Below are 25,968 nucleotides of genomic sequence, written 5' to 3'. Positions count from 1 at the left end.
CGCAGGGCCAGCCATGTGCGTGCATCTCCGCCTGCCTGCACGACAGGGCAGCTACGCCCGGTAACCGGTCTGTCCGAACAGCAGAATTGCGTCGCAGCACCGCCGGCAAGGATGGCGACGGGTGTGAAGCATTGCATCCTTCGGCAAATTTTTTGCCGCCTGAACAGAATCTTCCTCCGGTCTTTTGCCTATAATTTCCATGTCGCCTTTGGATCCAAGCCGCAGGCGCGGACCATTAAGCTCGCGCCAACCATCCTTACCGAGGAATAAATGGAAACAGATCTGCAGATCACTTCCTCCGCAACGGTGCGCAATGCTCGGGATATTCAGGACCAGTGCCTGGCGGCATTGGCCGGCGAAGGCGCCATCAACATCAACATCGCGGGCATAACGGACGCTGATCTGAGTTTCGTCCAGCTGCTTCAGGCGCTGCGCACGGCGGCGGAGGCGGCGGGTCGTGTGGTGCGGCTGCGTTCGCCGGCGCCTGCGCCGGTGGCGGCGCTGCTCGAGCGCGCCGGGTTCCTGGCCGCTCCCAGCCCCCAAGATCTCGATTTCTGGTTTCACGGAGAAGCTGTTCAATGACCGCCTCGATCCTCACCGTCGACGATTCGCCCAGCCTGCGCATGGCGATCAAGATCGCGCTGACCGGTGCCGGCTATGCCGTGACCGAGGCCGGCGACGGCGTCGAAGGGCTCGCCAAGGCCAAGGGCGCGAAGTTCGACCTGATCATCACCGACCTCAACATGCCCAACATGGACGGGCTGACGATGATCCGCGAGCTGCGCAAGGACCCCGCCCAGTGCGGCACGCCGATCCTGTTCCTCACCACCGAGAGCGATGACGCGATGAAGCAGCAGGCCAAGGCCGCCGGCGCCACCGGCTGGCTGGTCAAGCCCTTCGTCCCCGAGCAGCTGCTCAAGGTGTCGCGCAAGGTGCTCGGCCGGTGAGCGGCGGCGATCCGATCGCCGCCTTCCGGGTCGAGGCCGGCGACCTGCTCGACCAGGTCGAACAGGGCCTGCTCGACCTGACCCACCGGCTCGACGATCGCGACCTGATCGACGCGGTGTTCCGCGGCCTGCACACGCTCAAGGGCTCGGGCGCGATGTTCGGCTTCGACGCGCTGGCCAGCTTCACCCATCACTGCGAGACTGCGTTCGACCGCGTCCGCAAGGGTCTGGCCCCCGCCACCCAGGGCCTGGTCGCGGTGATCCTCTCGGCCAAGGACCATATGCGCGCGCTGGTCGACGGCGACGGCGCGGGGCTCGAGGCGGCCGGTGCCGCGATCCTCGCCGAGCTGCAGCGCGAGGTCGATGCCGCCGCCGGCGCGCCCGCGGCCGCGCCCGCCGCCCCTGCGCGCAAGGGCTGGCGGCTGCGCTTCTACCTGCCGCCCGAGAGCATGGCCAACGGCACCAATCCCTTGATGCTGCTCGACGAGCTGCGGAGCTTGGGCGACTGCACCATCGCCGCGCGCACCGACCGGCTGCCGCCGCTCGCCGACCTGAACCCGGTCGAATGCCATATCGGCTGGGACGTCGAACTGTTCGGCGACGTGTCGCGCGACGATATCGACGACGTGTTCCTGTTCGTGATGGACGACATGGAGCTGGTGATCGAGGAACTCGGCGGCGAAGCGGAAGCGCCCGCCGAGGTCGCGGACGCGCCGGTTGCAGCGACGGCCGCCACGCCCGAGGCCGCCGGCCCGGCCAAGGCCGCGCCCAAGGCGGGCGAGAGCGTCCGCGTGCCCGCCGAACGGCTCGACGAGCTGATGGACCGGGTGGGCGAGCTGGTCATCGTCCACAGCCGGTTGTCGCAGCTCGCCAACGGCCAGGGCGGCGACATGGTGCTGCGCTCGATCTCCGAGGAAATCGAGCGGCTGGTCAGCGAGCTGCGCGACACGATGATGGTGCTGCGCATGGTGCCGGTCGCCACGCTGTTCGGCCGCTTCCGTCGCCTGATCCACGATCTCGCCCGCGAGACCGGCAAGGCGATCGAGCTGGAGACCGAAGGCGAGGCGACCGAAGTCGACAAGACCGTGATCGAGCGGCTCGCCGACCCGATGGTCCATCTGATCCGCAATGCCTGCGACCATGGCCTCGAGCCCGAGGACGAGCGCATCGCCGCGGGCAAGCCCGCCACCGGCCATGTCCGCCTGTCCGCCCACCAGGCCGGCGGCGAGGTGCTGATCACCATCCAGGACGACGGCCGCGGCATCAACCGCGAGCGCGTCCGCGCCAAGGCGGAATCGCAAGGCCTGATCCAGCCGGGCCAGCAGCTGAGCGACAGCGACCTGCTCCAGATGATCTTCCACCCCGGCTTCTCGACCGCGGCGGCGGTGACCAACCTGTCGGGCCGCGGCGTCGGCATGGACGTGGTCAAGCGCACCATCGAGAGCCTGCGCGGCGCGATCGACATCACCTCCACGCCCGGCGAGGGCTCCAAGGTGGTGCTGCGCATCCCGCTCACCCTCGCGATCATCGACGGGCTGCTCGTGCGCGTCGGCGAGGGCCGCTACGTCATCCCGCTCGCCGCCGTCGAGGAATGCCTCGAGCTGAGCCTCGAGGAGGATCTGCGCTCGCGCGGCCGCAGCTTCATCACCCTGCGCGACCGGCTGGTGCCGTTCCTGCGCCTGCGCGAGATGTTCGAGACCGGCACAAGGCCCGATCCGCACCAGAAGATCGTCGTCATCGCCACCGGCGCCGAGCGCGTCGGGCTGGTCGTCGACCAGATCATCGGCAGCCACCAGACCGTGATCAAGTCGATGTCGCCCCTGCACCAGGACGTCGCCGCCTTTGCCGGCGCGACCATCCTCGGCGACGGCGGCGTCGCGCTGATCCTCGACGTCGTCCAGCTCGTGCTGGCCGGCCAGCAGCAGGAGGAGCGGCTGCGTGCCGCCGGTTGAGCCCATGCAGGACACCCACACCCAAAGCGCCGTCCCCGCCGCCGTCCCCTGGGACGCCGCCGGCCATCTCGAGGTCCTCACCTTCGATCTCGGCGAGGAGACCTTCGCGGTCGAGGCCGTGCTGGTCCGCGAGATCCTCGACCTGCTGCCCGAGACCCGCGTGCCGGGCGCCGCACCGCTGGTGCGCAGCGTCGTCAACTTCCGCGGCAAGATCATCCCGATCGCCGATCTGCGCCAGGCCTTCGCCATGGAGCCCGCCGAGGCGACGCTCGACAGCCGCATCGTCGTCATCGAGATCGCGCTCGCCGGCGAGCCGCTCCAGATCGGCATCCGCACCGACAAGGTCCACGAGGTCGCCACCCTCGACCAGGCCGCCAGCGAGGAGCCCCCCGTCGTCGGCATGCGCTGGCGCCGACGCTTCGTGCGCACCCTCGTCCGCCGCACCACCGGCGTCGTCGTCCTCCCCGACCTCCACGCCATCTTCGCCGACCTCATCGGCGACGACACCGTCGCAGCCGCGGCATGACGCCGCCCCGCCCCCATTTCGCACGGCCGACCTTGGCGGCCCCCCGTTTCGAGGAACGATGACCATGCGTGCCACGATCAAGTTGAAACTAGGCTTCACCTTCGGCGTGCTGATCGCGCTGCTGCTCGTCGTGATCGGCGTCGCCAGCACGCGGCTGTCGATGCTCAACCAGGCGACCACCGACGTCATCAACGGCCCTGCCAGCCGCCTGGACATCGCCCAAAGCATCGATGCCAAGCTCGGCTATGTCGTGCGCCAGGAAAAGAACATGGCGATGACCGAGGATCTGGAGCTGACCCGCAAGTTCGACGCCGATCTGATGAAGGGGCGCGGCGAGGTGCAGGCGCTGATCGCCAAGGGGCTGGCCGGCGCGACCGCGCAGGGCAAGCCGCTGTGGATGCAGATCGACGCCAAGTTCAACGAATATGTGCCGATCAACGAGCAGATCCGCGCGCTGGCAAATGCCAACAAGAACGCCGAGGCGGCCAAGCTCTCGATGACCCGCTCGCGCGAGGCCGTGGTGGCGATCACCGATCTTGTCGGCCAGCTGGTGACGCTGTCCAAGGCACAGATGGCGCAGGCCGACAGCGACACCAATGCGCTCTACGGCAGCGCGTCGACGATGCTCTACGCGGTCGCCGGCATCGCACTGACGATCGCGATCGGCGGCGCCTGGTGGATCTCGCGCACCGTGTCGACCGGTCTCGCCCGCGTCTCGACCGCGATCACCGCGGTGGCGGACGGCGATCTCAACCAGCGCGTGGCGATCTCGAGCAACGACGAGATCAAGGATCTGGTCGATACCGTCAACACCATGGTCGATCGCCTGCGCGGCGTGATCGCCGACGCCACCGTCGCCTCGACCAACGTCTCCTCGGGCAGCCAGGAACTCTCGTCGAGCGCCGAGCAGGTATCGCAGGGCGCGACCGAACAGGCCGCCGCCGCCGAGCAGGCCTCGGCGTCGATGGAAGAGATGGCCGCCAACATCAAGCAGAACGCCGACAACGCCGCGCAGACCGAGAAGATCGCCCGCCAGTCGTCCAAGGATGCCGAGCTGAGCGGCGTCGCGGTCGATCGCGCGGTGGGGGCGATGCGCACGATCGCCGAGAAGATCGGCATCGTCCAGGAAATCGCCCGCCAGACCGATCTGCTCGCGCTCAACGCCGCGGTCGAGGCTGCCCGCGCCGGGGAACATGGCCGCGGCTTCGCGGTGGTCGCCTCCGAAGTGCGCAAGCTCGCCGAACGCAGCCAGGGTGCCGCCGCCGAGATCAGCTCGGTCTCATCCGAGACGGTGAAGGCCGCGACCGAGGCCGGCGAGATGCTGACCCGGCTGGTGCCCGACATCCGCCGCACCGCCGAGCTGGTCAGCGAGATCAGCGCCGCCTGCCGCGAGCAGGACATCGGCGCCGCGCAGATCAACGAGGCGATCCAGCAGCTCGACCAGGTCACCCAGCAGAATGCCGGTGCCTCCGAGCAGATCAGCGCCACCTCGGAAGAACTCGCCGCCCAGGCCGAGGAGCTCCAGGCCAGCATCGCCTATTTCAAGGTCGACACGGTGCAGGGGGCGCGCCCGCGTGCCGCGGCACCGGCGCGTCGCCCCGCCGCCAAGCCGGCTGCACGCCACAAGCCGAACAGCATCGCCGACCAGAAGGCGCGCGTCAGCGGCTTCGCGCTCGATCTGAGCAACGGCGGCCCCGACGGCGACGATCAGCATTTCCACGCAGCTGCGTAATGACCCTGTTCAGGCCCGGAGAGTAAGATGCGTCTCACCATCAAAGCAAAGCTGGCGGGAGCCTTTGGCTTCCTGCTGCTGCTGACCGCCACGCTGGGCGGCCTCGGCATCGTCAAAATGGCGTCGATCAACGACCAGTCGACCGAGATCGCCAAGAACTGGATGCCCAGCATCAACCTGATCAACCAGATCAACACCGCAACCTCGGACCTGCGCGTCGCCCAGCTGACGCATGTCGCGACGCTGGACAGCGCCGGCATGCAGAAGATGGACGACGAGATCCGCAAGATCCTCGCCGACATCCGCGACAAGCGCGACCGCTACGAGAAGCTGATCTCTTCGGAAGAAGAGCGCTCGGTCTATAATCAGTTCTCGAGCAAATATCAGACCTATCTGGACCGTTCGAACGTCTCGCTCGCGCTGTCGCGCGAGAACAAGAACGCGGAAGCCAATGCCAGCATCGCGCAGAACCGCGGCCTGTATGACGATTTCACCGGCGACCTGAACAAGCTGGTCACGATGAACGTGAATGGCGGCAACGCCGCAAGCGCCTCTGCCGACGCCACCTATGCGTCCGCCCGCACCACCTTCATCGGCCTGCTCGCCCTCGCCATCGTCACCGGCGCGGGTGCCGCGCTCTGGATCGCGCGCAGCGTTACCCAGGGTCTTTCGCGTGCCGGCGGTGCGGTGAGCGCCGTCGCGATCGGCGACCTCAGCCAGGACGTGGTCGTCACCACCAACGACGAGATCAAGGATCTGGTCGACTCGGTCAACGTGATGGTCGCCAATCTGCGCATCAGCGCCGCCCTGGCCGACAAGATCGCCGATGGCGACCTGACGGTGAACCACAAGCCGGCCTCGGACAAGGACGTGCTCGGCAACGCGCTGATCCGCATGGTCGAGCGGCTGCGTGGCGTGGTGGCCGATGCCACCGTCGCTGCGACCAACGTCTCGTCCGGCAGCCAGGAGCTCTCGTCGAGCTCGGAGCAGGTCTCGCAAGGCGCGACCGAACAGGCAGCCGCCGCCGAGCAGGCCTCCGCGGCGATGGAGGAGATGGCCGCCAACATCAAGCAGAACGCCGACAACGCCTCGCAGACCGAGAAGATCGCCCGCCAGTCCGCCAAGGATGCGGAAACCAGCGGCGTCGCGGTCGATCGCGCGGTGGGAGCGATGCGCACGATCGCCGAGAAGATCGGCATCGTCCAGGAGATCGCTCGCCAGACCGATCTGCTCGCGCTCAACGCCGCGGTCGAGGCTGCCCGCGCCGGCGAACATGGCCGCGGCTTCGCGGTGGTCGCCTCGGAAGTGCGCAAGCTCGCCGAGCGCAGCCAGGGTGCCGCTGCCGAGATCAGCTCGGTCTCGTCCGAGACGGTGAAGGCCGCCGCCGAGGCCGGCGACATGCTGGGTCGGCTGGTGCCGGACATCCGCCGCACCGCCGAGCTGGTCAGCGAGATCAGCGCCGCCTGCCGCGAGCAGGATATCGGCGCCGCGCAGATCAACGAGGCGATCCAGCAGCTCGACCAGGTCACCCAGCAGAATGCCGGTGCCTCCGAGCAGATCAGCGCCACCTCGGAAGAACTCGCCGCCCAGGCCGAGGAGCTCCAGGCCAGCATCGCCTATTTCAAGGTCGATGCCGTGCGGGGATCAGCGCCCCGCGCCGCCGCACCGGCGCGGCGGCCGGCGGCGAAGCCCGCTGCCAAGCCGGCCGCCCGGCCCAAGGCCAACAGCATCGCCGACCAGCAGGCGCGCGTCAGCGGCTTTGCGCTCGACCTCGCGACGGGCGGCCCGGATGCCGACGACGATGCCTTCGGAGCCGCGGCATGAGCGACGCGACCGAACTCCAGCTCGTCACCTTCGGGCTGGGCGCGGAAGTCTTCGCGGTACCGGTGTCCCTCGTCCGCGAGATCCTCGATTATCGCGAGACCTTCCGCATCCCCAACGGGCCCAGCTATCTGCTGGGCCTGACGGACATGCGCGGCCAGGGCGTACCGACGATCGACTTCCGCCAGCGTCTCGGCCTCGCACCGTTCGCGCCCACCCCCGCCACCCGCATCCTGGTGCTCGACGTGCCCGTCGCCGACCGCATGCTGGTGCTGGGCCTGGTGGTCGACCGCGTGCTCGAGGTGTGCAGCATCACCACCGACCAGATGGAAGCGGCGCCGGATATCGGCGTGCGCTGGTCGTCCGACTATATCGCCGGGGTCATTAAGCGCGCCGAAGGATTCGTCGTGCTAGTCGACATGGCGAAGATTTTCTCGTCGGAAGAAGCGCGGGTGCTGGTCGCACGCGCCGCCGCCTGATCGCCACGGAGCAGCCCTTGTCCGCAGCACTCGCGCTGGATCCGCCCACCCCCTCCACGCTCGATATGATGAGCCGGCGCAACTTCTCGCGTCTTGCCGCCCATATCTACGAGGTCTCGGGCATCAAGATGCCGGAGACCAAGAAGACGATGCTCGAGGGCCGGCTGCGCCGCCGGCTGCGGGCGGTGGGCGTCGAGACGCTGGACGGCTATTGCGACTATCTGTTCACCGGCGACAATCTCGCGGCCGAAGGGCTGCACCTGATCAACGCCGTCACCACCAACAAGACCGACTTTTTCCGCGAGCCGGCGCATTTCGACTATCTGGTGGCGCACGCGCTGCCCAGCCTGCAGGCGCGCGGCATCCGCACGCTGCGCGCGTGGAGCAGCGCCTGCTCGACCGGGCCGGAGCCCTACACGCTGGCGATGGTGCTGGACGACTATGCCGCGCGCAACGGCGGGCCGGACTATGGCATCCTCGCCACCGACCTCGATACCGAGGTGCTGGCGACGGCGCGTGCCGGCATCTATCCGGCCGAGCTGATCGATCCCGTGCCCGCGGCGCTGCGCCAGAAATATGTGATGGCGTCGAAGGATCCGGCACGCCGCGAGGTCCGCATCGTGCCGCGGTTGCGCAGCGCGATCGGCTTCGCGCGGATGAACCTGATGGACGATCGCTACCCCGTCGGCGATCCGATGCACCTGATCTTCTGCCGCAACGTATTGATCTATTTCGACAAGCCCACGCAGAAGAAGGTCGTGTCGCAGCTTTATGACTGCCTGGCGCCCGGCGGCTATCTGCTGCTCGGCCATTCGGAATCGATCACCGGGCTGGGGCTGCCGCTGCAGCAGGTCGCCAACACCGTCTTCCGGCGGGGCAACTGATGCCGGGCAAGATCCGCGTCCTGATCGTCGACGATTCGGCGAGCGTCCGCCAGACCATGGCAGCGATCCTGGAGGAAGATCCGGCGATCGAGGTGATGGGCACCGCCGCCGATCCGTTCAGCGCGGCCAAGCGCATCCAGGAAGAAGTACCGGACGTCATCACGCTCGATGTCGAGATGCCGCGGATGGATGGCATCACCTTTCTGCGCAAGCTGATGCAGCAATGCCCGGTTCCGGTGGTGATGTGCTCCTCGCTCACCGAAAACGGATCGGAAACGCTGCTCCAGGCGATGGAGGCAGGCGCGGTCGACGTGATCCTGAAGCCGCGCGTCGGCGTTGCCGACCATCTTGCCGAACATCACCTCCAGATCCGCGACGTGGTGAAGGCCGCGGCGCGCGCCAAGGTCCGCGGGCGCCCCGGCAAGCCGGTGCCCCGGGTGGAAGCGCCGGCCCGGAAGCTCACCGCCGATGCGGTGCTCCCGCCGCCCAGCGGCAAGCCGATGAGCCGCACCACCGAGATGGTGGTGTGCATGGGCGCGTCCACCGGCGGCACCGAGGCGCTGCGCGAAGTGCTGGAAGCGCTGCCCGCCAATTCGCCGGGCATCGTCATCGTCCAGCACATGCCGGAGCATTTCACCCGCGCCTTCGCCCAGCGGCTCAACGGCCTGTGCCAGGTGGACGTGAAGGAAGCCGCCGACGGCGACCCCGTGCTGCGCGGCCATGTGCTGATAGCGCCGGGCGGCGGCAAGCACACGATGCTCGAGCGCCAGGGCGCGCGCTATTACGTGTCGGTCCGCGACGGGCCGCTGGTCTCGCGGCACCGTCCCTCGGTGGACGTGCTGTTCCGCTCTGCCGCGCGCGCGGCGGGATCGAACGCGGTCGGCATCATCATGACCGGCATGGGCGACGACGGCGCCCGCGGCCTGCTCGAGATGCGCCAGGCAGGCGCCCGCACCTTCGCGCAGGACGAGGCGACCTCGGTGGTGTTCGGCATGCCCAAGGAGGCGATCGCCCGCGACGCCGCCGACAAGATCATTCCCCTCGGGCACATCGCCCGCGAACTGCTCTCGGCTACGGCTCGATGACCGCTTGCAAAGGAGACGGCCATGTACGCCGCACGCATTCCTGAACCCGCGCCCGATTCCGAGGTCTCGCTGACCGCCATCGAAGCGACGATCAGCCGGGTGGCGAGCAGTCTCGACGCACGCTTCGTCTCCGCGGGCGAAGCGCTCGCCCAGGCCTATGCCATTGTCGAGCGGCTGGTCAGCGCGCTGGAAGGCGTCACCAACGCCCTTGGCCAGGACGCGGCGGAAGCGGCGGTGGAAAACATGCGCGCGACCGCCGATCGGCTGGAACGGCTGCCCGAGGTGCAGGCGACGCGACAGGCCGGGCTGGAGCGCATCGCCGCCGGCGCACGCCCGCTTGCCCACCATATCGCCCAGGTGAAGCGCACGCTCGACTTTCTGCGGATCTGCGGGCTCAACATCAAGGTGGCGGCCGCCGGCCGCAACGGCTTCGCCGACTTCGCCGACACGATGAACGTGCGCCTCGACGTGGGCGAGATCGAGATCGGCGGCATCGGCGTGGAGATCGAGCAGCTGACCGCGAGCATCCCCGCGCTGATTGAGGTCGATCGCCAGCTGGGCGCGGAATGCGGCAAGGTCATCCCGCACGTGCCGCGCAAGCTGGCCGCCGATGCCGAGGCGCTGCAGCGCCATCAGGCGGCAGATGCCGGCCGGGCCAAGCGCATCGCGGCCGTGGGGCGCGAGATCCATGGCAGGGTGGCCTCGGCGATCGGCGCGATGCAGGTCGGCGACAGCACCCGGCAGCGGCTGGAGCATGTCGCCAGCGGCATCCGGTCGCTGGTCGCCTGGCGCGATCAGGCCGATCCGGCGACGGCGGTGCAGGTGAGCGGCCACATGATCGCGCTGTTCGCCGCACAGGCGGCCGACACCATCGAGGCCTTCCATGCCGATTCGGGCCGCCTCGCCGAAAGCCTGCGCGGCATCGCGCCGAGCGCGGCGCAGCTGCTCGAGATCAAGGCGGAAGGCGACCGCGAACGCTCGAGCGACAATAGCGTGTTCCTAGCCGCGCTGGAGAAAAGCGTGGCGGACGTCACCACCGTCACCATGCGGCTGCGCGAGGCGGATTCGCGCGCCCAGGCGCTGGGCGGCTCCACCTCGGACAGCGCCGAGCGACTGGCGCAGCGGCTCCGCGTCGTCCACCGGGTGAACCACGACGTGCATCTTATGGCGTGGAATACCGATCTGCGCTGCCACCGCCTCGGCGACGAGGGCAAGGCACTGGCGATGGTCGCCTCGGAGATCCGCGGCTTCGCGACGACGCTGGCGACGATCTCCGCCGAGATCCGCCAGTCGGTCGAATCGCTGGTACAGGCGGTGACCGCGCTGCGCGATCCGCAGGGCGAGCAGGGCGGCGATGCTGCCGAAGCGCTTACCGAATCGCTCGCCTGCATTCGCGACGGCGCACAGCGGATGCGCGACGGCATGGGGGGGCTGAGCGAGGACGCCGCCGCCGTGACGCGCATCCTGGAGACGACCACCAGCAATGTCGACTGCGAGGCCGCGTTCGGCGACGCGCTGCGCGACGTGGTACAGCAGCTGGCCCAGCTCGCCGCGCCGTGCACCGCACCCGACGCCGCGACCGAAGCGGCGCTCGCCGGGCTGCTGGACGGCATGGCGCGCAGCTACACCATGGCGCGCGAACGCGACATCCACCGCCGCTTCGCGCTGGCCGGCAGCACCGCCCCGGTACTGCCAACGACAGACGAGGACGAGGACGACGACGGCCTGTTCTAGGTCGTCGTCTGTTCAGGACTCCGCAGGCGCAACCTGGACGTCATAGACCGGTGCCAGCGCCCGAACCACCTCGTGCGCATCGATCGCACGACCGGCAAAGGCTTCGTATCCGCGAGGCGGCCCCTCCGAGCCAAACCGAATAACGCGCAGCGTGACGCTGTAACCGGAGGCGATGGGGCGGCCGAGCCCCATATAGCCGTGCATGGTGTTGCGCCCGACGACATCCTTGTCGACCAGCGCGAAGCGCTCCTTGCCGGCAGCGAGCGTATCCTGCGCTGCCTTGAGCAATGCCAGTTCCTCCACTACCGCTTCGGTCGTATTCAGGCCCTGAAAACCTACAAGCTCGATAGGGCCATCAGTGCCAAGGAAGAAGCCGTTGCCGGTGTCCCCCCAAAAGGATTTGGAGGCAGCATATTTGGGGATTCGCTGGCGCGTTTCAGGTGAGGGCACGGCGGCATAAAGCTGGTCTATACCGAGCGTGATGGGCTCTCGATCGTGCCGCGCCTTGGCATCGCGCAGACTAGCCTCCAGCGCATTGATCTCTGGGGTCTCGGCCTTGGCATCGCGAAGCGCGCGAAGGATCGCGAGCCCGAAGCCGTCATGGGGTATGGCGCCACGCGCAATGGCTGCGGTAACGCTCTGCAGGCCGCCGCGCTGCGCCTGTGCCAGCAGTTCGGCATTGGCGCGCGCTGCGACCAGCTGCTTTTCCAGCGCAAACCGATACGCCTGAAGATACCGATGGGCATCACGTAGTTCTCGCCGCGGCTTGCGTCCGTCCGGCCCTACCGGGAGATCCGCCTTCAGCGGCACCAGGCGCTGCTCCAGCTCCCGCAGCGACGCCTGACCCTCCGCATCGCGCCCGCTCGCCACCAGCGCAAAGCTAGTCAGGGTATCCGCGCGGAACCGGTCCACGAATAGCCGGGCCAGCACCAGCGGGTAATTCTCAAGCAAAAAGCCGACCTGATTCTCCTTCGGCGGGGTAAAGTCGATCTGCGCCCGGGTCTCGATCACCTTGGCCCAGTCAAGTCGATCGACAGCCTCCTGCATGAGCAGCGGGCGCAGGTTCGAATTGAGCGTCGCCAGCCGGTCCAAGGCCGCATAGCGAGCGTCGGCATCGCGCTCGGCGTTGAACAACATGGCGTTCGCCAGGCGTTGGACTGCGCCGGAATAGGGCCGGGCCTTTGCCGCCGCCCGAAGCAGTACAGCGGCCCTTTCATTCTGCCCGTTCGACAGCGCGAAATATGCGTGGAACAACTGGTTCCCGAGCGCCATCGAGCGCTGATAGAATGGGTCGGTCTCCTGCCCGCCTTCGATATCCGCTGCGTCGAGGTCTGCCTGCGCGCCCTTCTTGTCACCAGTGCCGAAGCGATGAATCGCCCGGGCACGCAACAAGCTCGCCCGCCGGACATGATATTGCGGCAGCAGCCTCGTCGCATTGCCAAGCGCGTCGGTGCAGGCTTCGATGCTGTAGGCCGAAACCTTAAGTCCGCGCATCCCGGTGTCCCCGGACTTGGGCTCCGGAATGAAGATCCCTAGAAAGCCCGACGCAGCCTTGGTGATGCCATCTCCATTTTCATTGGGTGCGCCGTAGCCGTCACAGACCTGGAAATTCTGCGGCGCGCCCACCTTGAGTACGGGTTCCGACGTTTGCGCAAACGCCAATGACGATACCACAACTGAAGCGGCCACCCCGCCCAATCGCACCATTTCTAAGAGCATCTTCAGCAAGCCCCCTCGCATTTGGATGGTGCATAGCAGACGACGAGTCGCCGGCAAGCCATCCGCCACAAAGGCGACGAAGTACTGACAGCGAAGCAGGTCGCCTGCGTTGTCGTCCAGCGATGTCAGGAGAAAATGGCGCGCCCGGAACGATTCGAACGTCCGACCCTCAGATTCGTAGTCTGATGCTCTATCCAGCTGAGCTACGGGCGCGCGGTGAGGTGCGGCGCCTAAACGAGCTTTGGGGGTAGCGCAACCCCTTTTCGCACGGCGCGCTCAATTATCGCGATAGGGCAGCATGTCCTCGTCGAACGAGCGCGGCTCGTTGCAATGCCAGGTGGCACCATCCCAGCGGTCCTCGTAGGCATCGAACTGCAGCAGCGTGCCCACCGGGCAGCCGAGCGACACCAGTTCCTCGCGGCAAAAGGCGCGGCCGCGCTCGAGATCGGTGAGGTCGACGTCGAGGATCGCGCAGGCCGCGCGCCACTGGCCGGCATCGTCGAGCGTCTCGATCAGCGTGCCGCCGCCGCAGGTGCCGAGTCCGGCAATGCGCAACTCGGCGTCGAGGAACACGCCGAACCTGCCCTCGCGTTCGTGCGGATCCATGTCGCCGGGAAAGGCGACCGACACGCTGTGCGTGTCGAGCGGCTCCGTGAGAAGGGCGTCGAGCCCGGGAAGGAACCGCTCGATCATCGCATCATCCTCGCAGGGTTGCGCCCAGCTTCGCCGCCGCCGCGACGACCTTGTCGGCCACTGCCTTGAGGTCCGCGTCGGTGAAGCTCTTGTCGCCCGGTTGCAGCGTGACTTCAATGGCCAGCGACTTCTGCCCCTCGGGCACGCCCTGGCCGGTGAAGACGTCGAACAGCCGCGCGTCCACGATCGTTGCCTTGTCCGCGCCCTTCACGGTGCGGACGAGATCGCCTGCCGCCAGCGCGGTCGGCACCAGGAAGGCGAAGTCGCGCGTCACCGCCTGCAGCGCCGGGGGCGTGAAGGCGGGGCGGGTGAAGCCGGTCGCCTTCTTGGCGGGTAGCGCGTCGAGATGGATCTCCACCGCCGCCACCGCGCCGTCGAGGTCGAACGCCTTGAGCACGCTGGGATGCACCATGCCGAAGCTGGCGAGCACATTCTTCGGCCCCAGCCGCAGCGTCGCCGACTGGCCGGGATGGTAGGCAGCACCCGCCTCCCCCATCACCTGGAGGTTGGCGACCGGCGCGCCGGCAGCCTCGAGCAGCGCCAGTGCCTCGGCCTTGGCGTCGAACGCGGTGAAGGGCTGGGCCTTGCCGGTCTGCCAGCCGCGCACGGCCTTGGAACCCGTCAGCACCACGCCCAGCGTCAGCCGCTCCTTGTCCGCCAGATAGCGGCGGCCGACCTCGAACAGGCGGACGCTGGTCGCGCCGCGCTTCAGGTTGCGCTCCGCCGCCGCCAGCAGGCCGGGCAGCAGCGAGGGGCGCATGACCTTCATGTCCTCGCTGATCGGGTTGGCGAGCGTCCAGGCGCCGCCGCCGAACACTTCGGCCTGGGCTTCGGGCAGGAAGCTCCAGGTGATCGCCTCGTTGAGCCCGCGCGCGGCGGCGGTGCGGCGCATCCGGCGCTCGAGCTTCTGCTCGGGCGTGGCGGTGGGCGTCGCGACGCCGGGGGTGCGGGGCAGCGGCGTGGAGGGCACATTGTCGATGCCGGCGATGCGGATCACTTCCTCGACAATGTCGGCCGGACCGTCGATATCGCGGCGCCAGCTCGGCGCCGTGACGCGGAAGGCTTCGAAGCCCCCGCCGAGCTCGACCGGATCGCCGTTGCCGTCGAGCGGCTGGACGACGAAGCCGAGGCTTTCGAGGATCTCCACCTGCTGCGCCGCGGGCACGGCGAGGCCGCCCAGCGTTTCCGCGAGCGTCGGATCATAGCCGACCACCGCACCCACCTTGGGCGGCGTGCCGCTGCGGGTGACCTCGCTCGGGGTGCCGCCGCACAGCGCCAGCACCAGCCGGGTCGCGATCGCCAGCCCCTCGTCAAGGAATTCGGGATCGACGCCGCGCTCGAAGCGGGTGCGCGCATCGCTGGTCAGCAGCAGCTTCTGGCCGGTGCGGGCGATATGCTCGGGATCGAAATAGGCGCATTCGATCAGCACGTCGGTGGTGTCGTCCGAACAGCCCGAATGCTCGCCGCCCATGATGCCGCCGATGTCGTGCACCGCCGCATCGTCGGCGATCACCGTCATCGAGTCGGTCAGCGTGTAGGTCTTGCCGTTCAGCGCCAGCACGGTCTCGCCGGCTTTCGCCTTGCGCGCGACCAGCCCGCCCGAGAGCTTCGCCATGTCATAGACGTGGAGCGGACGGCCGAGCCCGAACATCACGAAGTTGGTGATGTCGACCAGCGCGGAAATCGGCTTCTGCCCCACCGCCTTGAGGCGCTGCTGCAGCCAGTCCGGCGAGGGCCCGTTCTTCACGCCGCGTACGACCTGACCGTAGAAGGCCGGGCAGCCCGCCGCATCGTCGGTGCGCACGTCCGGGCCCGGACCCTGCGGCACGATCGCCGGCAGGCTTGCCACCACCGCATCGAGCGACTTGAGCGTGCCAAGGCCCGCTGCGGCGAGATCGCGGGCGATGCCGCGCACGCCCATGCAATCCTGGCGGTTGGGCGTGATCGACACGTCGATGACGGGATCGTCGAGCCCGGCATAGTCCGCAAAGGCGGTGCCGACCGGCGCATCTTCCGGCAGCTCAATAATGCCGTCATGGTCCTCGCCGAGCTCCAGCTCGCGGGTCGAGCACATCATGCCGTTCGACTCGATGCCGCGCACCGCCGCGACCTTGAGCGTCATGCCGTTGGCCGGCACCACCGCGCCGGGAAGCCCCAGCACGCCGACCAGCCCCGCACGCGCGTTCGGCGCGCCGCAGACGACCTGCAGCGGTCCCTCGCCGAAATCGACACTGAGCACCTGCAGCTTGTCCGCCTGCGGGTGGCGCTCGGCGGTCAGCACGCGGGCGACGCGGAAGCCGGTCAGCCGCTCGGCGGGGTTCTCGACGCCTTCGACTTCGAGGCCGACACGGGTCAGCGCCTCGAGGATCTCGGTCAACGAGGCTTCGGTCTCCAGATGCTCCTTGAGCCAAGAGAGGGTGAACTTCATGCGCCGACTCCCCCGCTCAGCGTGGGCACGTCGAGCGCCGAGAAGCCGTAATGCTTGAGCCAGCGCAGATCGCCGTCGAAGAAGGGGCGCAAGTCGTCCATCCCATATTTGAGCATCGCCAGCCGGTCGACACCGGTGCCGAAGGCGAAGCCCTGCCATTCATCGGGATCGAGCCCGCAGGCCTCGATCACCCGCCGGTGCACCATGCCGCTGCCCAGCACTTCCATCCAGCCGCCGCCGGGCGCGTCGCCGCTGCCGCCGATCACGCGCTTGCCGTCCTTCCAGGTGAAGCCGACATCGACTTCGGCCGAAGGCTCGGTGAAGGGGAAATAGCTGGGGCGCAGGCGCAGCACGATGTCGTCGCGCTCGAAGAACGCCTTGAGGAAGGTCTCCAGCGTCCACTTGAGGTGGCCGAGCGTGATGCCCTTGTCGATCACCAGGCCTTCGATCTGGTGGAACATCGGCGTGTGCGTGGCATCCGAATCCGAGCGATAGACGCGGCCCGGCGCGATGATGCGGATCGGGGGCTTGCTGCGCGTCATGGTGCGGATCTGCACGGGGCTGGTGTGCGTGCGCAGCACCATTGGCCGCGCGTGTTCGCCGGCGAGGTAGAAGGTATCGTGCATCGCGCGCGCCGGATGCGTCTCCGGAATGTTGAGCGCGGTGAAATTATGCCAGTCGTCCTCGACTTCGGGGCCGGTGGCGACCGCGAAGCCCAGATCCGCGAAGATCTCGGCGAGTTCGTCCATCACCTGGCTGACCGGGTGGACCGAGCCCGGTGCGACGCCGTCAACCGGCAGCGTCATGTCCACCGTTTCGCTGGCGAGGCGCGCGTCGAGCGCGGCCTGCTCCAGGCCCGCTTTGCGGGTGGCCAGCGCCTCGGTGACGGCTTCGCGCAAGGAATGGATGCGCGGGCCCTGTTCCTGGCGCTCTTCGGGGGTGAGCTTGCCGAGCGTCTTGAGCAGGCCGGTGATCGCGCCCTGCTTGCCGAGCGCCTGGACGCGCACCGCCTCCAGCGCATCGAGCGCGGTGGCGGCATCGATCGCGGCAAGCAGCTCGCCGCGCAGGGTATCGAGATCGGTGGTCATCGTTTTCCGTTCACTGTGCGAGATGGCTGGAACCCCAGACGGGCCCCCAGGTCAAGGCGTTTGAGGGACCGCTACACCCGGCTGCCGAGCAGCGCCGCGCCGAAGGCGACGAACACGCCGCCGGTCACCCGGTTGAACGTCCGCTGCCGGGCCGCCGGTGCCAGCCAGGCTGCGAGCGAACGGCCGCCCAGCGCATAGACCGAGAACCAGAAGGCCTCGATCACCGCGAAGGTCGCGATCAGGATCGCCAGCTGCGGCAGGAACGGCCGGGTCACGTCGAGGAACTGCGGGAACAGCGCGGCGGCGAAGACGATCAGCTTGGGGTTGGACAGCCCCGTGCCGAGCCCCGTGAGGTACCGCGCGCGCACCGTCTGGCGTGCCGGCACGGGCGCGTCGGCATGCGCTTCCGCCACCGGCGCGCGCCAGGCCTTGATGCCCAGCCAAACGAGATAGGCGACCCCCGCATAGCGCAGCACGTCGTACAGCCCCGGCGACGCCTTGAGCAGCGCCCCCAGCCCCGCCGCCGAGGCGATGAGGCAGAACAGGTTCGCGCTCATCAGCCCCGCGGTCGTCGGCAGCACGCGGCCTGCGCCCTCGCGGATGCTCTGCACCATGACGTGGAGCATGTTCGGCCCCGGCGTCATCGACACGAAAAACACGGCGGTGACGTAGAGCCACCAAGTCTTCATCGCCACGGGATCGTCCCTCCCGGTTGGAATGAAAAAGGGCGCCGAAGCCGCAGCCTCGACGCCCCTTGTTCAGCTTGCGCGCAGGTCCGCTCAGGCGGCCTGGGGCAGCGCCGCCTTCGCCTGCGCGATGATGGCGGTAAACGCCTCACCCTCGTTCATGGCGATGTCGGCCAGGACCTTCCGGTCCAGTTCGATACCGGCCAGCTTGAGGCCGTGCATGAACTGCGAATAGGTCAGGCCTTCGGCGCGGACGCCGGCGTTGATGCGCTGGATCCACAGGGCGCGGAAGCTGCGCTTCTTTACCTTGCGGTCGCGATAGGCGTACTGGCCGGCCTTTTCGACGGCCTGGCGCGCGATGCGGATGGTGTTCTTGCGACGGCCATAATAGCCCTTCGCCTGATCCAAAATCCGCTTATGCTTCGCCTTGGTGGTCGTACCACGCTTCACTCGTGCCATTTTTCAGGACTCCCTTACTTCAGGCCGTACGGCGCCCACGCGACAACGCGCGCGACGTCTGCATCGGCCAGCACGGAGGTGCCGCGATTGGTACGGATATACTTGGAATTGTGGCTGATCAGACGGTGACGCTTGCCAGCGACGCCGTGCTTGACCTTGCCGGTGGCGGTGAACTTGAAGCGCTTCTTCACACCGCTCTTGGTCTTGAGCTTGGGCATTTTCGTCTCCTTATGGTTCGACGATTGCAGACAGCCGCGGCAGCCCTATTAGCCGGACGGTCCCTCGATCGCGGAAAGGCGGCCCCTTAGCGGATGGTTCGGCGATATGCAACCACCGGGGAACCGCGGGGGCGGGAAGGATTTTGAGGTTCATGGCCGATCTCGACGCTCCCGTCCACGCCGCCGACCAGGCACCGCCGCCGCCCCGGCCGGCACGCGCGATGGGCACGCCGCTCGCCGCGACGATCGCGGTCGTCACCAGCCTGGTGGGGCTGGTGGTGCTCGCCTGGGCGATCCTGTTCGTCACCAAGGGGCGCTTCCTCAAGGGCACGTTCGAATCGATCGCGAGCAGCAGCGCCGACCGAAAGGTGCGCGTCGCGGGCGACTTCCAGCTCTATTTCGCGCCGTTCAACCTCAAATTCGTGGCCGAGGGTCTGCGCGTCGAGAACCCGGACTGGTCCGGCACCAGCCCGTTTTTCAGTGCCGCCCGAATCGATGCGCGAATCGCCACCCTGTCGTTGCTGTCCGCGCAAAAGCGGTTCCAATGGCTCGGCCTCACCGACGGGCGAATCGATCTGCAATGGGATCGCGACGGCAAGCGGAACACGTGGACCTTCGGCAGCGGCGGGGGCAAGCCGCTGCAGATGCCGCTGATCCAGCAGGCGCGGATTGCCGGAACGCAGATCCGCTACCTCGATCCGCTGCACCGGCTCGATGCGGCGATCCGGGTCGATACGGTGGCGGCGGAGGACAACCGCTTCGCCGACACGATCCGGTTCGACGGCAACGGCACCGCGCGCGGCGCCCGCTTCACGCTCGCGGGCGCGCTGCTGTCGTCCAACAAGACGCTCGCGGGCGGCGAGAACCGGCTGCGCCTCCATGCCGAGGGCGTGCGGACGCAAGCCGATCTGGTCGGCACGCTGCCGGGCGCAACCGTGCTGGACGGTGCCAAGCTCCACATGGACCTGCGCGGGCAGAACCTTGCGGACGTGTTCCTGGTCGCCGGCATCGCGGTGCCCGACACGCGCCGCTATCGACTGACCTCGGTCGTCACGAAGCAGGGCGACGAATGGCGCTTCACCGGGATGAAGGGCCGCTTCGGCGACAGCGACCTGTCGGGCAAGTTCACGGTCAAGCTCAGCCAGCCGCGGATGCTGGTGACGGCGGACCTGTTCACCCATGTGCTCGACATCGTCGATGCCGGCCCGTTCATCGGCTACAATCCCAACGCGCTTGCCGCCCAGGGCGTGCAGGCTGCGGTGACGCAGGTTTCGAGCACGCCGCGGCTGCTGCCCGATGCACCGCTGCGGGTCGACGCGCTCAAGAATTTCGATGCGAAGGTGCAGTGGCAGGTGCGCACCGTCCGCGCGCCCAGCCTGCCGGTATCGAACATCGAGCTGGGGCTGGACCTCAACGACCGCCTTCTCAAGTTGAGCCCGCTCAACTTCAGCCTGGCGCGCGGCACGGTCACGTCGGACATCAGCATCGACGCGCGCAAGGTGCCGGTGTTCACCACCTACGACATCCGCCTGTCGCCGACGCCGATGGGGGTGCTGCTCGCCGGCTTCGGCGCGGAGCAGTCCGGCACCACCGGCATGCTCAAGGCACGCATCCAGATGAACGGCCGCGGCAACAGCGTGCGCGATTCGCTGGCCAGTGCGAACGGCCGCATCGCGGTGATCCTGCCCAAGGGCGATTTCTGGACCCGCAACACCGAACTCGCCGAGTTCGACATCGGCACCTTCGTCCAGAAGATGTTCGAGAAGAAGCTGAAGGAGCCGGTGCAGATCAATTGCGGGCTGATCGGCTTCACCGTGCGCGACGGCATTGCTGCGGCCGATCCGATCCTGATCGACACGCAGAAGAACGTGATGCTCGGCCGTGGCGGGTTCAGCTTCCGGAACGAGACGATCGACCTCGCCTTCCGCGCCGATTCGAAACGGTTCAGCCTGTTCTCCGGCCAGTCGCCGGTCGGGATCGGCGGCTATTTCGCCAAACCTGGGATCAACGTGATCAGCCCCGAATTGGTCGGCCGGGCGGGTGCGGGGCTGGGCCTCGGGCTCGTCGCCTCCCCGCTGGCGAGCGTGCTGGCCTTTGTCGACTTCGGCGATGCCAAGGCCGCGGACTGCGGCCCGGTACTCGCCGGCGCGACCGCCACCAGCCAGCGCGACGCCAAGGGCCGCCCGCGCGACGATGTCGGCCGCGGCACCACCGCCAAGTCGGAAAGTGGCAAGGCCACGCCGGGCGAGGCGAAGCAGCAGCGGAAGAAATTCCTCGGCATCTTCTGATCGCTTGCCCGGGCTGATCCGGCAGGCGCAGGATCATGGCCGATGCTGCGATTCCTTGCCCTTGCTGCCGCTCTTGCCGTGACCGGCGACGTGCGACCGCCACAGCGCGTGACGATCGGCGGATCGGTGCCCGTTGCGGCCCTGCAGGCCTTGCCGCTGACGATCGGCGGCCGCGTCGAGCGCAGCGCGCGCGGCTTCCGCCATCAATGGCCCGGCATTTATGCCGAAGCGGCGTTTCGCGGCGACCATGTCGTGCTGCGCTTCGAGGACACGCACAACGAATGGCGGGTCAGCATCGACGGGGCGCCGCCGATCGCGCTGGACCGACCCGGCACGGCGCCGGTCACGATCAGCGGACTGACCCCGGGCTCGCATCACATCCGGATCGACAAGGTCACCGAAAGCGCGGCACCCGCGCGGTTCGAGGGGGCCTTCGTGGCACCAGGTCGCGCGCTTCCCGCGCCGCCACCGCGCCGTCGCCAGATCGAGTTCATCGGCGATTCGTCCATGACCGGGTACGGCGCCCGCAGCGACCGGATCGGTTGCTCGGCCGAGGAGGTGCGCGCCACCACCGATACGCCGGATGCCTTCGCCGCCCGTGCTGCGCAGCATTTCGGTGCCGAGTATCAGATCAACGCCGTCTCCGGTCGTGGCCTGATCCGGAATTTCGGTGGCACCGCGCCGACCGGCACCATGGAGACGCTCTGGCCACGCCGGATGCCGTCCGATCCGGCGCCGTTCACGGACCCGTCGTGGCGGCCCCAGATCGTGATGCTGAAGCTACAGGCCGATTTCGTGGGCTTCCACCCCGACGCGCGCTGGCCGACCCTGGAGGCGCTCGTGACAGACTATGCCGTGCACTACGGCCAGTTCCTCGTGCGGCTCCGGCAACGGTATCCGCGCGCCGTGTTCGTGCTGTGGTGGTTCGACGCCAGCGACGCACCGCCGGAGCAGGCCGCGATGCTGCGCAAGGCGGAGGCGCAGATCAGCGCAGCGGCGCTGCGGGCCGGCGCACGGGATCTGCTGTTCCTCCCCTTCCCCGCCGGCGCGTTTCGCGCGACGGCATGCCATGGCCATTACGGCCTGGAGGCACATCGCAGGATCGCCGACTGGCTCATCAAGGCAATCGATGCGCATCCGGCGTTCTGGGACGGCCGCTAGCCGGATCGGCCGCCCGCGAGGCCGCGGCCCCTGTCAGTGCCCCCGGCAGGCCATCGCGTCGAGAATGTCGTCGATCCGCGCGGGATCGCCGGCGGCGATCACCTCGCCCTTGCTGCCGGCATGGAGCGGATCGCCCTGCCAGTCGCACATCCGGCCGCCCGCGCCTTCGATCACCGGCACCAGCGCGGCGAAGTCGTGCAGCTTGAGCCCCGCCTCGACGACGATGTCGAGCCAGCCGCTCGCCACGCAGCCATAATTGTAGCAGTCGCCGCCGAGCACCGTGCTCATCACCTGCGCGTCGAGATGTTCGAAGGCATGGAGCTGGCCGTCGTCGAACAGCGCCGGCGAGGTGGTGGCGAGGATCGCCTGGTTCAGCTCGCGGCAGATACGGGTGCTGGCGGGCTTGCCGTTGAACAGCGTCTGCCGGCCGGTCACGCCCAGCCAGCGCTCACCGATGATCGGCTGGTCGATCACGCCCAGCACCGGCCAGCCATTGTCGACCAGCGCGATCAGCGTGCCGAACACCGGTCGCCCGGCGATGAAGGCGCGGGTGCCGTCGATCGGATCGAGCACCCATTGCCGCCCGCTAGTGCCTTCGCGCACCCCGAATTCCTCGCCGATGATGCCGTCCATCGGGCGCTCGGCGATCAGCAGCTTGCGCATCGCCTCCTCGCCGGCGCGGTCGGCGAGCGTAACGGGGGACTGATCCTCCTTCGCCTCGACGCCGTGTTCGGCGCGGAAATAGGGGCGGATCGCAGCACCCGCCGCGTCGGCGAGGCGTGCGGCAAGCGCGATGTCGGTTTGGGAAACGGCCATGCCCCTGCCCTACAAGGCCGATTTTGACTCGCCAAGGTCACAAACGCCTGCCACTCCGCCGAACATGCGTGTGATCGCCGCTCTCCCGATGCTCAGCCTGTCCTGCCTTGCCGTACCCGCGCTGGCGCAGGTGCGCGCGGTGCCTGCCCAGCCCGCCTCCGAACAGGCAGCGCTGCGCGGCGTCGAGGTATTCCTGGTCAACGAGACCGAGGTGGCGATCGTCGATGCCGGCCCGCGCCAGATCGAGGTGACCGCCGCCGATGGCACCCGGCTGATGCTGGAACGCACGCCCGGCCCCACTCCGACCATTGCCCCGCACGGCTTCGCCAAGGCGCGCTACGTGCCCGTGGGCGTTGCCGGCATCGCGGTGCCGCCCGCGGCGCGGCATCGCCCCGCGGAGGTACCGGAGCAGGAAACCGTGGTGCAGAGCTCGACCGGCAGCTCGAGCGGCCTGCTCGCACGGTTCGAGCCGCACGAGCCGGTCTATGGCGCCTTCGGCCTCAATGACGCGGGCGGGAAGGTGCAGGTGAGTTTCGCGGTGCGCCCCTTCGCCGAAAATGCGCCGCTGCAGCTGGGCAATCTGCGCTTCGCCTATACCCAGACGATGTTCTGGGCGCTCAACGAGCCCTCCGGCCCGTTCCGCTCGACCAACTATACGCCCGAACTCTACGCCGACATTCCCTTCGACGAGACGACGCGGGTGGCGATCGGCTGGCGGCATGATTCGAACGGGCGCGGCGTCACCGACTCGGTCGACATCAACCGCATCTTCCTGCGCGGCGAGAAGACGTTCGACCTGGGCAGCGACTGGCGGTTGGATGTGGCGCCACAGGCCTGGGTCTATGTCGGCAACAGCGGCACCTTCCACGACATGAAGGAGTATTTCGGCTATACCGGCCTCGCTGCCGCGATCCAGCAGAAGGACGGCATCAAGCTGGCGCTCACCGCCCGCGGCAATGTGAAGACCGGGCGCGGTGCTGCCGAAGCCTTCGTGTCCTATCCCTTGCGTCGGCTGGGCGGAGGGCTCGGCATCTACCTCTTCGGACAGGCATTCACCGGCTATGGCGAGGCGCTAGACCGCTACAAGGTCAACGACACGCACGCCCGGATCGGCATCGCCTTCACCCGCTAGCCGCCGAAGCCGTGCTGGCGTAGACAGATGCCCAACCACCCAGGGAGACCGATATGCGCCTGAAGCTCGCCCTTGCCGCCCTTGCCCTGCCCTTCGCCATGATGCCGGCGAACGCAACGCTCACCGCCGGCGCCAAGGCGCCCGTGTTTACCGCCAAGGGTGCGGTGGCCGGCAAGCCGATCACCGTCGATCTGAAGGCCGCGCTGAAGAAGGGCCCGGTCGTGCTCTACTTCTTCCCGGCCGCCTTCACCTCCGGCTGCAATGCCGAGGCGCACGCCTTTGCCGAGGCGCTGCCCGATTTCACCAAGGCAGGTGCGACCGTGATCGGCATGACCGCCGGCAATGTCGACCAGCTGGAACAGTTCAGCAGCCAGTATTGCGCCGGCAAGTTCGCGGTCGCGGCCGCCACGCCGGACGTGGCCGCCGGCTATGACGTGGTGAACAAGAAGCCCGACGGCACGGTCGGCAAGTTCACCAGCCGTACCAGCTATGTCATCGCGCCGGATGGCAAGGTGCTGTTCGTCCACTCCGACTCGAACCCCGCCGATCACATTCGTCTCACGCTGGACGCGGTGCAGAAGTATCGGAAGACCCACCGGGGCTGATCGCCCGACTCGCGCGGCACCCCCGCGCGGCGTTCAACCGATCCGGAGGCATTAATCCTCCGGATCGGCCTGGATCCACGAAGATCGCCGCACAACCCCTTGAGAGATATATAAAATTCTCGGTCTGCGGGGCATGCTTTCACGGCGGGGTGCGCCAGGGTGAAGCAAGCGGCAACCAGATATTAGCACTCTATGCTTATCTCTCCGGCGCAATGTAGCGGCCATGATGCCGTGACTTGCACGGGGGTTGGGAGCGTATGCGCATTGCGCGTGCCGTTCGGTCGGATGCCGGGAAAGAGGAGGGCCGAACGCTGTTCGAGCGGATCGGGGCGTTCCTCGTCGATCAGCGTCTCGAACCCACCCCGACCAACTATGCCTTTGTGCACCGCCTGTTCACCGATCCCGACGACACGCTCGCCCGCGCGGTCGAGCTGATCACCGATCGCGGCGTGCGGCTGACCCCGCGCGACATCCAGACGCTGACTGCCGACGAGCACAGCGATGAACCCGTCGTGTCCGACGTCGATCTGAAGGCACGGACCGAAGGGCTGGTCGCGCGCACCCAGATGCAGGTGGAAGGCTTTGCCGACATGGTCACGGCGATGCGGGCCGAGACCGCCGACTTCGGGCGAGACCTCGCCGCCAGCGCGGAGGCGATGTCCACCGGCAGCGACGCACCGCAAGCGAATGACGATTTCCTGCGAATCACGGCTGCGATGCTGCAACGTATCCGCGTCGCGGAGCAAAAGCTGGAGACGACGACGCGCGAGGCGAACGACCTGCGCGAAAAGCTGGAAGAGGCGCGGGACAATGCCCGCCGCGACCCGCTGACCCAGTTGCCCAATCGCCGCGCGTTCGAGGAGGCGTTCGCGGCACAGGAGGCGGCCGGCGGCAGCATGTGCATCGCGGTGTGCGACATCGATCACTTCAAGTCGGTCAATGATCGCTTCGGCCACGCGGTCGGCGACAGGGTGCTGCGCGTGATCGCCGATGCGCTCAGCCAGTGCTGCCGGGGCCATCTGGTGACGCGCTATGGCGGCGAGGAATTCGCCATCCTGTTCACCGACGTGCCGCCCGACAAGGCGCAGGCCGTGCTGGAGCACGCCCGCGGCACCGTCCAGGCCAAGCGCTACAAGCTGCGCGACAATGACGCGCCGCTGGGCGAGATCACCTTCTCCGCGGGGCTCACGCCGGTGGAGCCCGGCGAAATGCACCAGACCGCTTTCCACCGCGCAGACCGCCTTCTGTACCTCGCGAAGCACGAAGGCAGGAACCAGGTCAAAATCGGCAGCGCCAGCTATAGCGATTTCCGCCGGTAAATGGTGATTTTCGCCAACGATTTCCGCCTAAAGCACCAATATCAGGCCTGATGATCAGGTCACAACGTGCTTTTTCATATACTTAGCTGAATTGGCACGCTCCCTGCAAAACTGCTGGCATCGGCAGCCGGATGGTCCGCCAGCCGAACATCAGGGAGTATCCATCATGACCGCACGTTTCGCCTCGCTGCATCAG

At 67.9% G+C, this 25,968-nt stretch carries 23 protein-coding genes and 1 tRNA gene; 15 read left to right on the top strand and 9 right to left on the bottom strand.

The features are described 5' to 3' along the window. Window positions 1-270 precede the first annotated feature (270 nt). From OIM94_RS13690 to OIM94_RS13645, 10 genes are all read left to right on the top strand, one after another. Window positions 271-582 carry an STAS domain-containing protein gene (locus tag OIM94_RS13690; protein WP_264607261.1) on the top strand — a complete coding sequence of 104 codons (312 nt, stop codon included), beginning with the start codon at window positions 271-273 and terminating at the stop codon, window positions 580-582. After that, complete coding sequence (locus OIM94_RS13685; RefSeq protein WP_093296770.1) at window positions 579-947, top strand: response regulator; 369 nt, start codon at window positions 579-581, stop codon at window positions 945-947. Before OIM94_RS13690 ends, OIM94_RS13685 begins: the two co-directional genes overlap by 4 nt. Next, window positions 944-2,899: a chemotaxis protein CheA gene (locus OIM94_RS13680; RefSeq protein WP_264607260.1), complete on the top strand. Its 1,956-nt coding sequence runs from the start codon at window positions 944-946 to the stop codon at window positions 2,897-2,899. Before OIM94_RS13685 ends, OIM94_RS13680 begins: the two co-directional genes overlap by 4 nt. A 4-nt stretch (window positions 2,900-2,903) precedes the next feature. Continuing rightward, on the top strand, window positions 2,904-3,425 hold the full coding sequence (locus tag OIM94_RS13675) for a chemotaxis protein CheW (RefSeq protein ID WP_264609912.1): 522 nt from the start codon (window positions 2,904-2,906) through the stop codon (window positions 3,423-3,425). Between the two features lie 64 nt (window positions 3,426-3,489). Next, window positions 3,490-5,157: a methyl-accepting chemotaxis protein gene (locus OIM94_RS13670; protein WP_264609911.1), complete on the top strand. Its 1,668-nt coding sequence runs from the start codon at window positions 3,490-3,492 to the stop codon at window positions 5,155-5,157. 27 nt (window positions 5,158-5,184) lie between these two features. Further along, window positions 5,185-6,981 carry a methyl-accepting chemotaxis protein gene (locus OIM94_RS13665; protein ID WP_264607259.1) on the top strand — a complete coding sequence of 599 codons (1,797 nt, stop codon included), beginning with the start codon at window positions 5,185-5,187 and terminating at the stop codon, window positions 6,979-6,981. Then, a complete protein-coding gene (locus OIM94_RS13660; RefSeq protein WP_264607258.1) occupies window positions 6,978-7,457 on the top strand; it encodes a chemotaxis protein CheW in 480 nt (159 codons plus the stop codon). The genes OIM94_RS13665 and OIM94_RS13660 overlap by 4 nt, the downstream gene beginning before the upstream one ends. Window positions 7,458-7,525: 68 nt before the next feature. Further along, window positions 7,526-8,341 carry a CheR family methyltransferase gene (locus tag OIM94_RS13655; protein WP_264609910.1) on the top strand — a complete coding sequence of 272 codons (816 nt, stop codon included), beginning with the start codon at window positions 7,526-7,528 and terminating at the stop codon, window positions 8,339-8,341. Beyond that, a complete protein-coding gene (locus OIM94_RS13650) occupies window positions 8,341-9,426 on the top strand; it encodes a protein-glutamate methylesterase/protein-glutamine glutaminase (protein ID WP_264607257.1) in 1,086 nt (361 codons plus the stop codon). Before OIM94_RS13655 ends, OIM94_RS13650 begins: the two co-directional genes overlap by 1 nt. Window positions 9,427-9,447: 21 nt before the next feature. Next, the gene (locus OIM94_RS13645) at window positions 9,448-11,160 is read left to right on the top strand and encodes a hypothetical protein (protein ID WP_264607256.1); all 1,713 of its coding nucleotides are present in this window, start codon (window positions 9,448-9,450) and stop codon (window positions 11,158-11,160) included. 12 nt (window positions 11,161-11,172) lie between these two features. Here the strand turns inward: OIM94_RS13645 and OIM94_RS13640 are convergent, their stop codons facing one another. The 8 genes from OIM94_RS13640 to rpmI form a co-directional block, all read right to left on the bottom strand. Next, window positions 11,173-12,888 (bottom strand): hypothetical protein, encoded by a 1,716-nt coding sequence (locus OIM94_RS13640; RefSeq protein ID WP_264607255.1) that lies wholly within the window; start codon window positions 12,886-12,888, stop codon window positions 11,173-11,175. A 127-nt stretch (window positions 12,889-13,015) separates the two neighbouring features. Beyond that, window positions 13,016-13,092 (bottom strand) — tRNA-Arg (locus OIM94_RS13635). 63 nt (window positions 13,093-13,155) lie between these two features. Continuing rightward, entirely contained in the window at window positions 13,156-13,572 is a 417-nt protein-coding gene (locus OIM94_RS13630) for a hypothetical protein (protein ID WP_264607254.1), read from the bottom strand. Window positions 13,573-13,576: 4 nt separating this feature from the next. Next, the gene (gene pheT / locus OIM94_RS13625) at window positions 13,577-16,000 is read right to left on the bottom strand and encodes a phenylalanine--tRNA ligase subunit beta (protein ID WP_264607253.1); all 2,424 of its coding nucleotides are present in this window, start codon (window positions 15,998-16,000) and stop codon (window positions 13,577-13,579) included. Continuing rightward, a complete protein-coding gene (gene pheS, locus OIM94_RS13620) occupies window positions 15,997-17,088 on the bottom strand; it encodes a phenylalanine--tRNA ligase subunit alpha (RefSeq protein ID WP_264607252.1) in 1,092 nt (363 codons plus the stop codon). Before pheS ends, pheT begins: the two co-directional genes overlap by 4 nt. A gap of 71 nt (window positions 17,089-17,159) precedes the next feature. Then, the gene (locus tag OIM94_RS13615; protein ID WP_413716402.1) at window positions 17,160-17,777 is read right to left on the bottom strand and encodes a LysE family translocator; all 618 of its coding nucleotides are present in this window, start codon (window positions 17,775-17,777) and stop codon (window positions 17,160-17,162) included. Between the two features lie 90 nt (window positions 17,778-17,867). Beyond that, complete coding sequence (gene rplT / locus OIM94_RS13610) at window positions 17,868-18,233, bottom strand: 50S ribosomal protein L20 (protein ID WP_116468113.1); 366 nt, start codon at window positions 18,231-18,233, stop codon at window positions 17,868-17,870. A 14-nt stretch (window positions 18,234-18,247) separates the two neighbouring features. Continuing rightward, window positions 18,248-18,451 carry a 50S ribosomal protein L35 gene (gene rpmI / locus OIM94_RS13605; RefSeq protein ID WP_093298324.1) on the bottom strand — a complete coding sequence of 68 codons (204 nt, stop codon included), beginning with the start codon at window positions 18,449-18,451 and terminating at the stop codon, window positions 18,248-18,250. Window positions 18,452-18,603: 152 nt separating this feature from the next. Here rpmI and OIM94_RS13600 point away from each other — a divergent pair, with 152 nt between their 5' ends. Both OIM94_RS13600 and OIM94_RS13595 read left to right on the top strand, forming a co-directional pair. Next, on the top strand, window positions 18,604-20,739 hold the full coding sequence (locus OIM94_RS13600) for an AsmA family protein (protein WP_264607250.1): 2,136 nt from the start codon (window positions 18,604-18,606) through the stop codon (window positions 20,737-20,739). Between the two features lie 42 nt (window positions 20,740-20,781). Beyond that, window positions 20,782-21,900, top strand: coding sequence for an acetylxylan esterase (locus OIM94_RS13595; RefSeq protein ID WP_264607249.1), 1,119 nt, complete (start codon window positions 20,782-20,784; stop codon window positions 21,898-21,900). A 33-nt stretch (window positions 21,901-21,933) separates the two neighbouring features. Here OIM94_RS13595 and hisN read toward each other — a convergent pair whose 3' ends face one another. After that, window positions 21,934-22,716, bottom strand: a complete 783-nt coding sequence (gene hisN / locus OIM94_RS13590) for a histidinol-phosphatase (RefSeq protein ID WP_264607248.1) — start codon at window positions 22,714-22,716, stop codon at window positions 21,934-21,936. A gap of 64 nt (window positions 22,717-22,780) precedes the next feature. Between hisN and OIM94_RS13585 the strand changes: the two genes are divergently transcribed. From OIM94_RS13585 to OIM94_RS13575, 3 genes are all read left to right on the top strand, one after another. Next, on the top strand, window positions 22,781-23,848 hold the full coding sequence (locus tag OIM94_RS13585) for a phospholipase A (protein ID WP_264607247.1): 1,068 nt from the start codon (window positions 22,781-22,783) through the stop codon (window positions 23,846-23,848). 53 nt (window positions 23,849-23,901) lie between these two features. Next, window positions 23,902-24,453, top strand: a complete 552-nt coding sequence (locus OIM94_RS13580; protein ID WP_264607246.1) for a peroxiredoxin — start codon at window positions 23,902-23,904, stop codon at window positions 24,451-24,453. Between the two features lie 257 nt (window positions 24,454-24,710). Beyond that, entirely contained in the window at window positions 24,711-25,772 is a 1,062-nt protein-coding gene (locus OIM94_RS13575) for a GGDEF domain-containing protein (protein WP_264607245.1), read from the top strand. The last annotated feature ends 196 nt before the right edge of the window (window positions 25,773-25,968 follow it).

Origin of the sequence: Sphingomonas sp. R1 (genome assembly GCF_025960285.1) — a bacterium.
Lineage (GTDB): Bacteria > Pseudomonadota > Alphaproteobacteria > Sphingomonadales > Sphingomonadaceae > Sphingomonas.
This window is presented reverse-complemented; position numbering and strand designations above follow the sequence as displayed.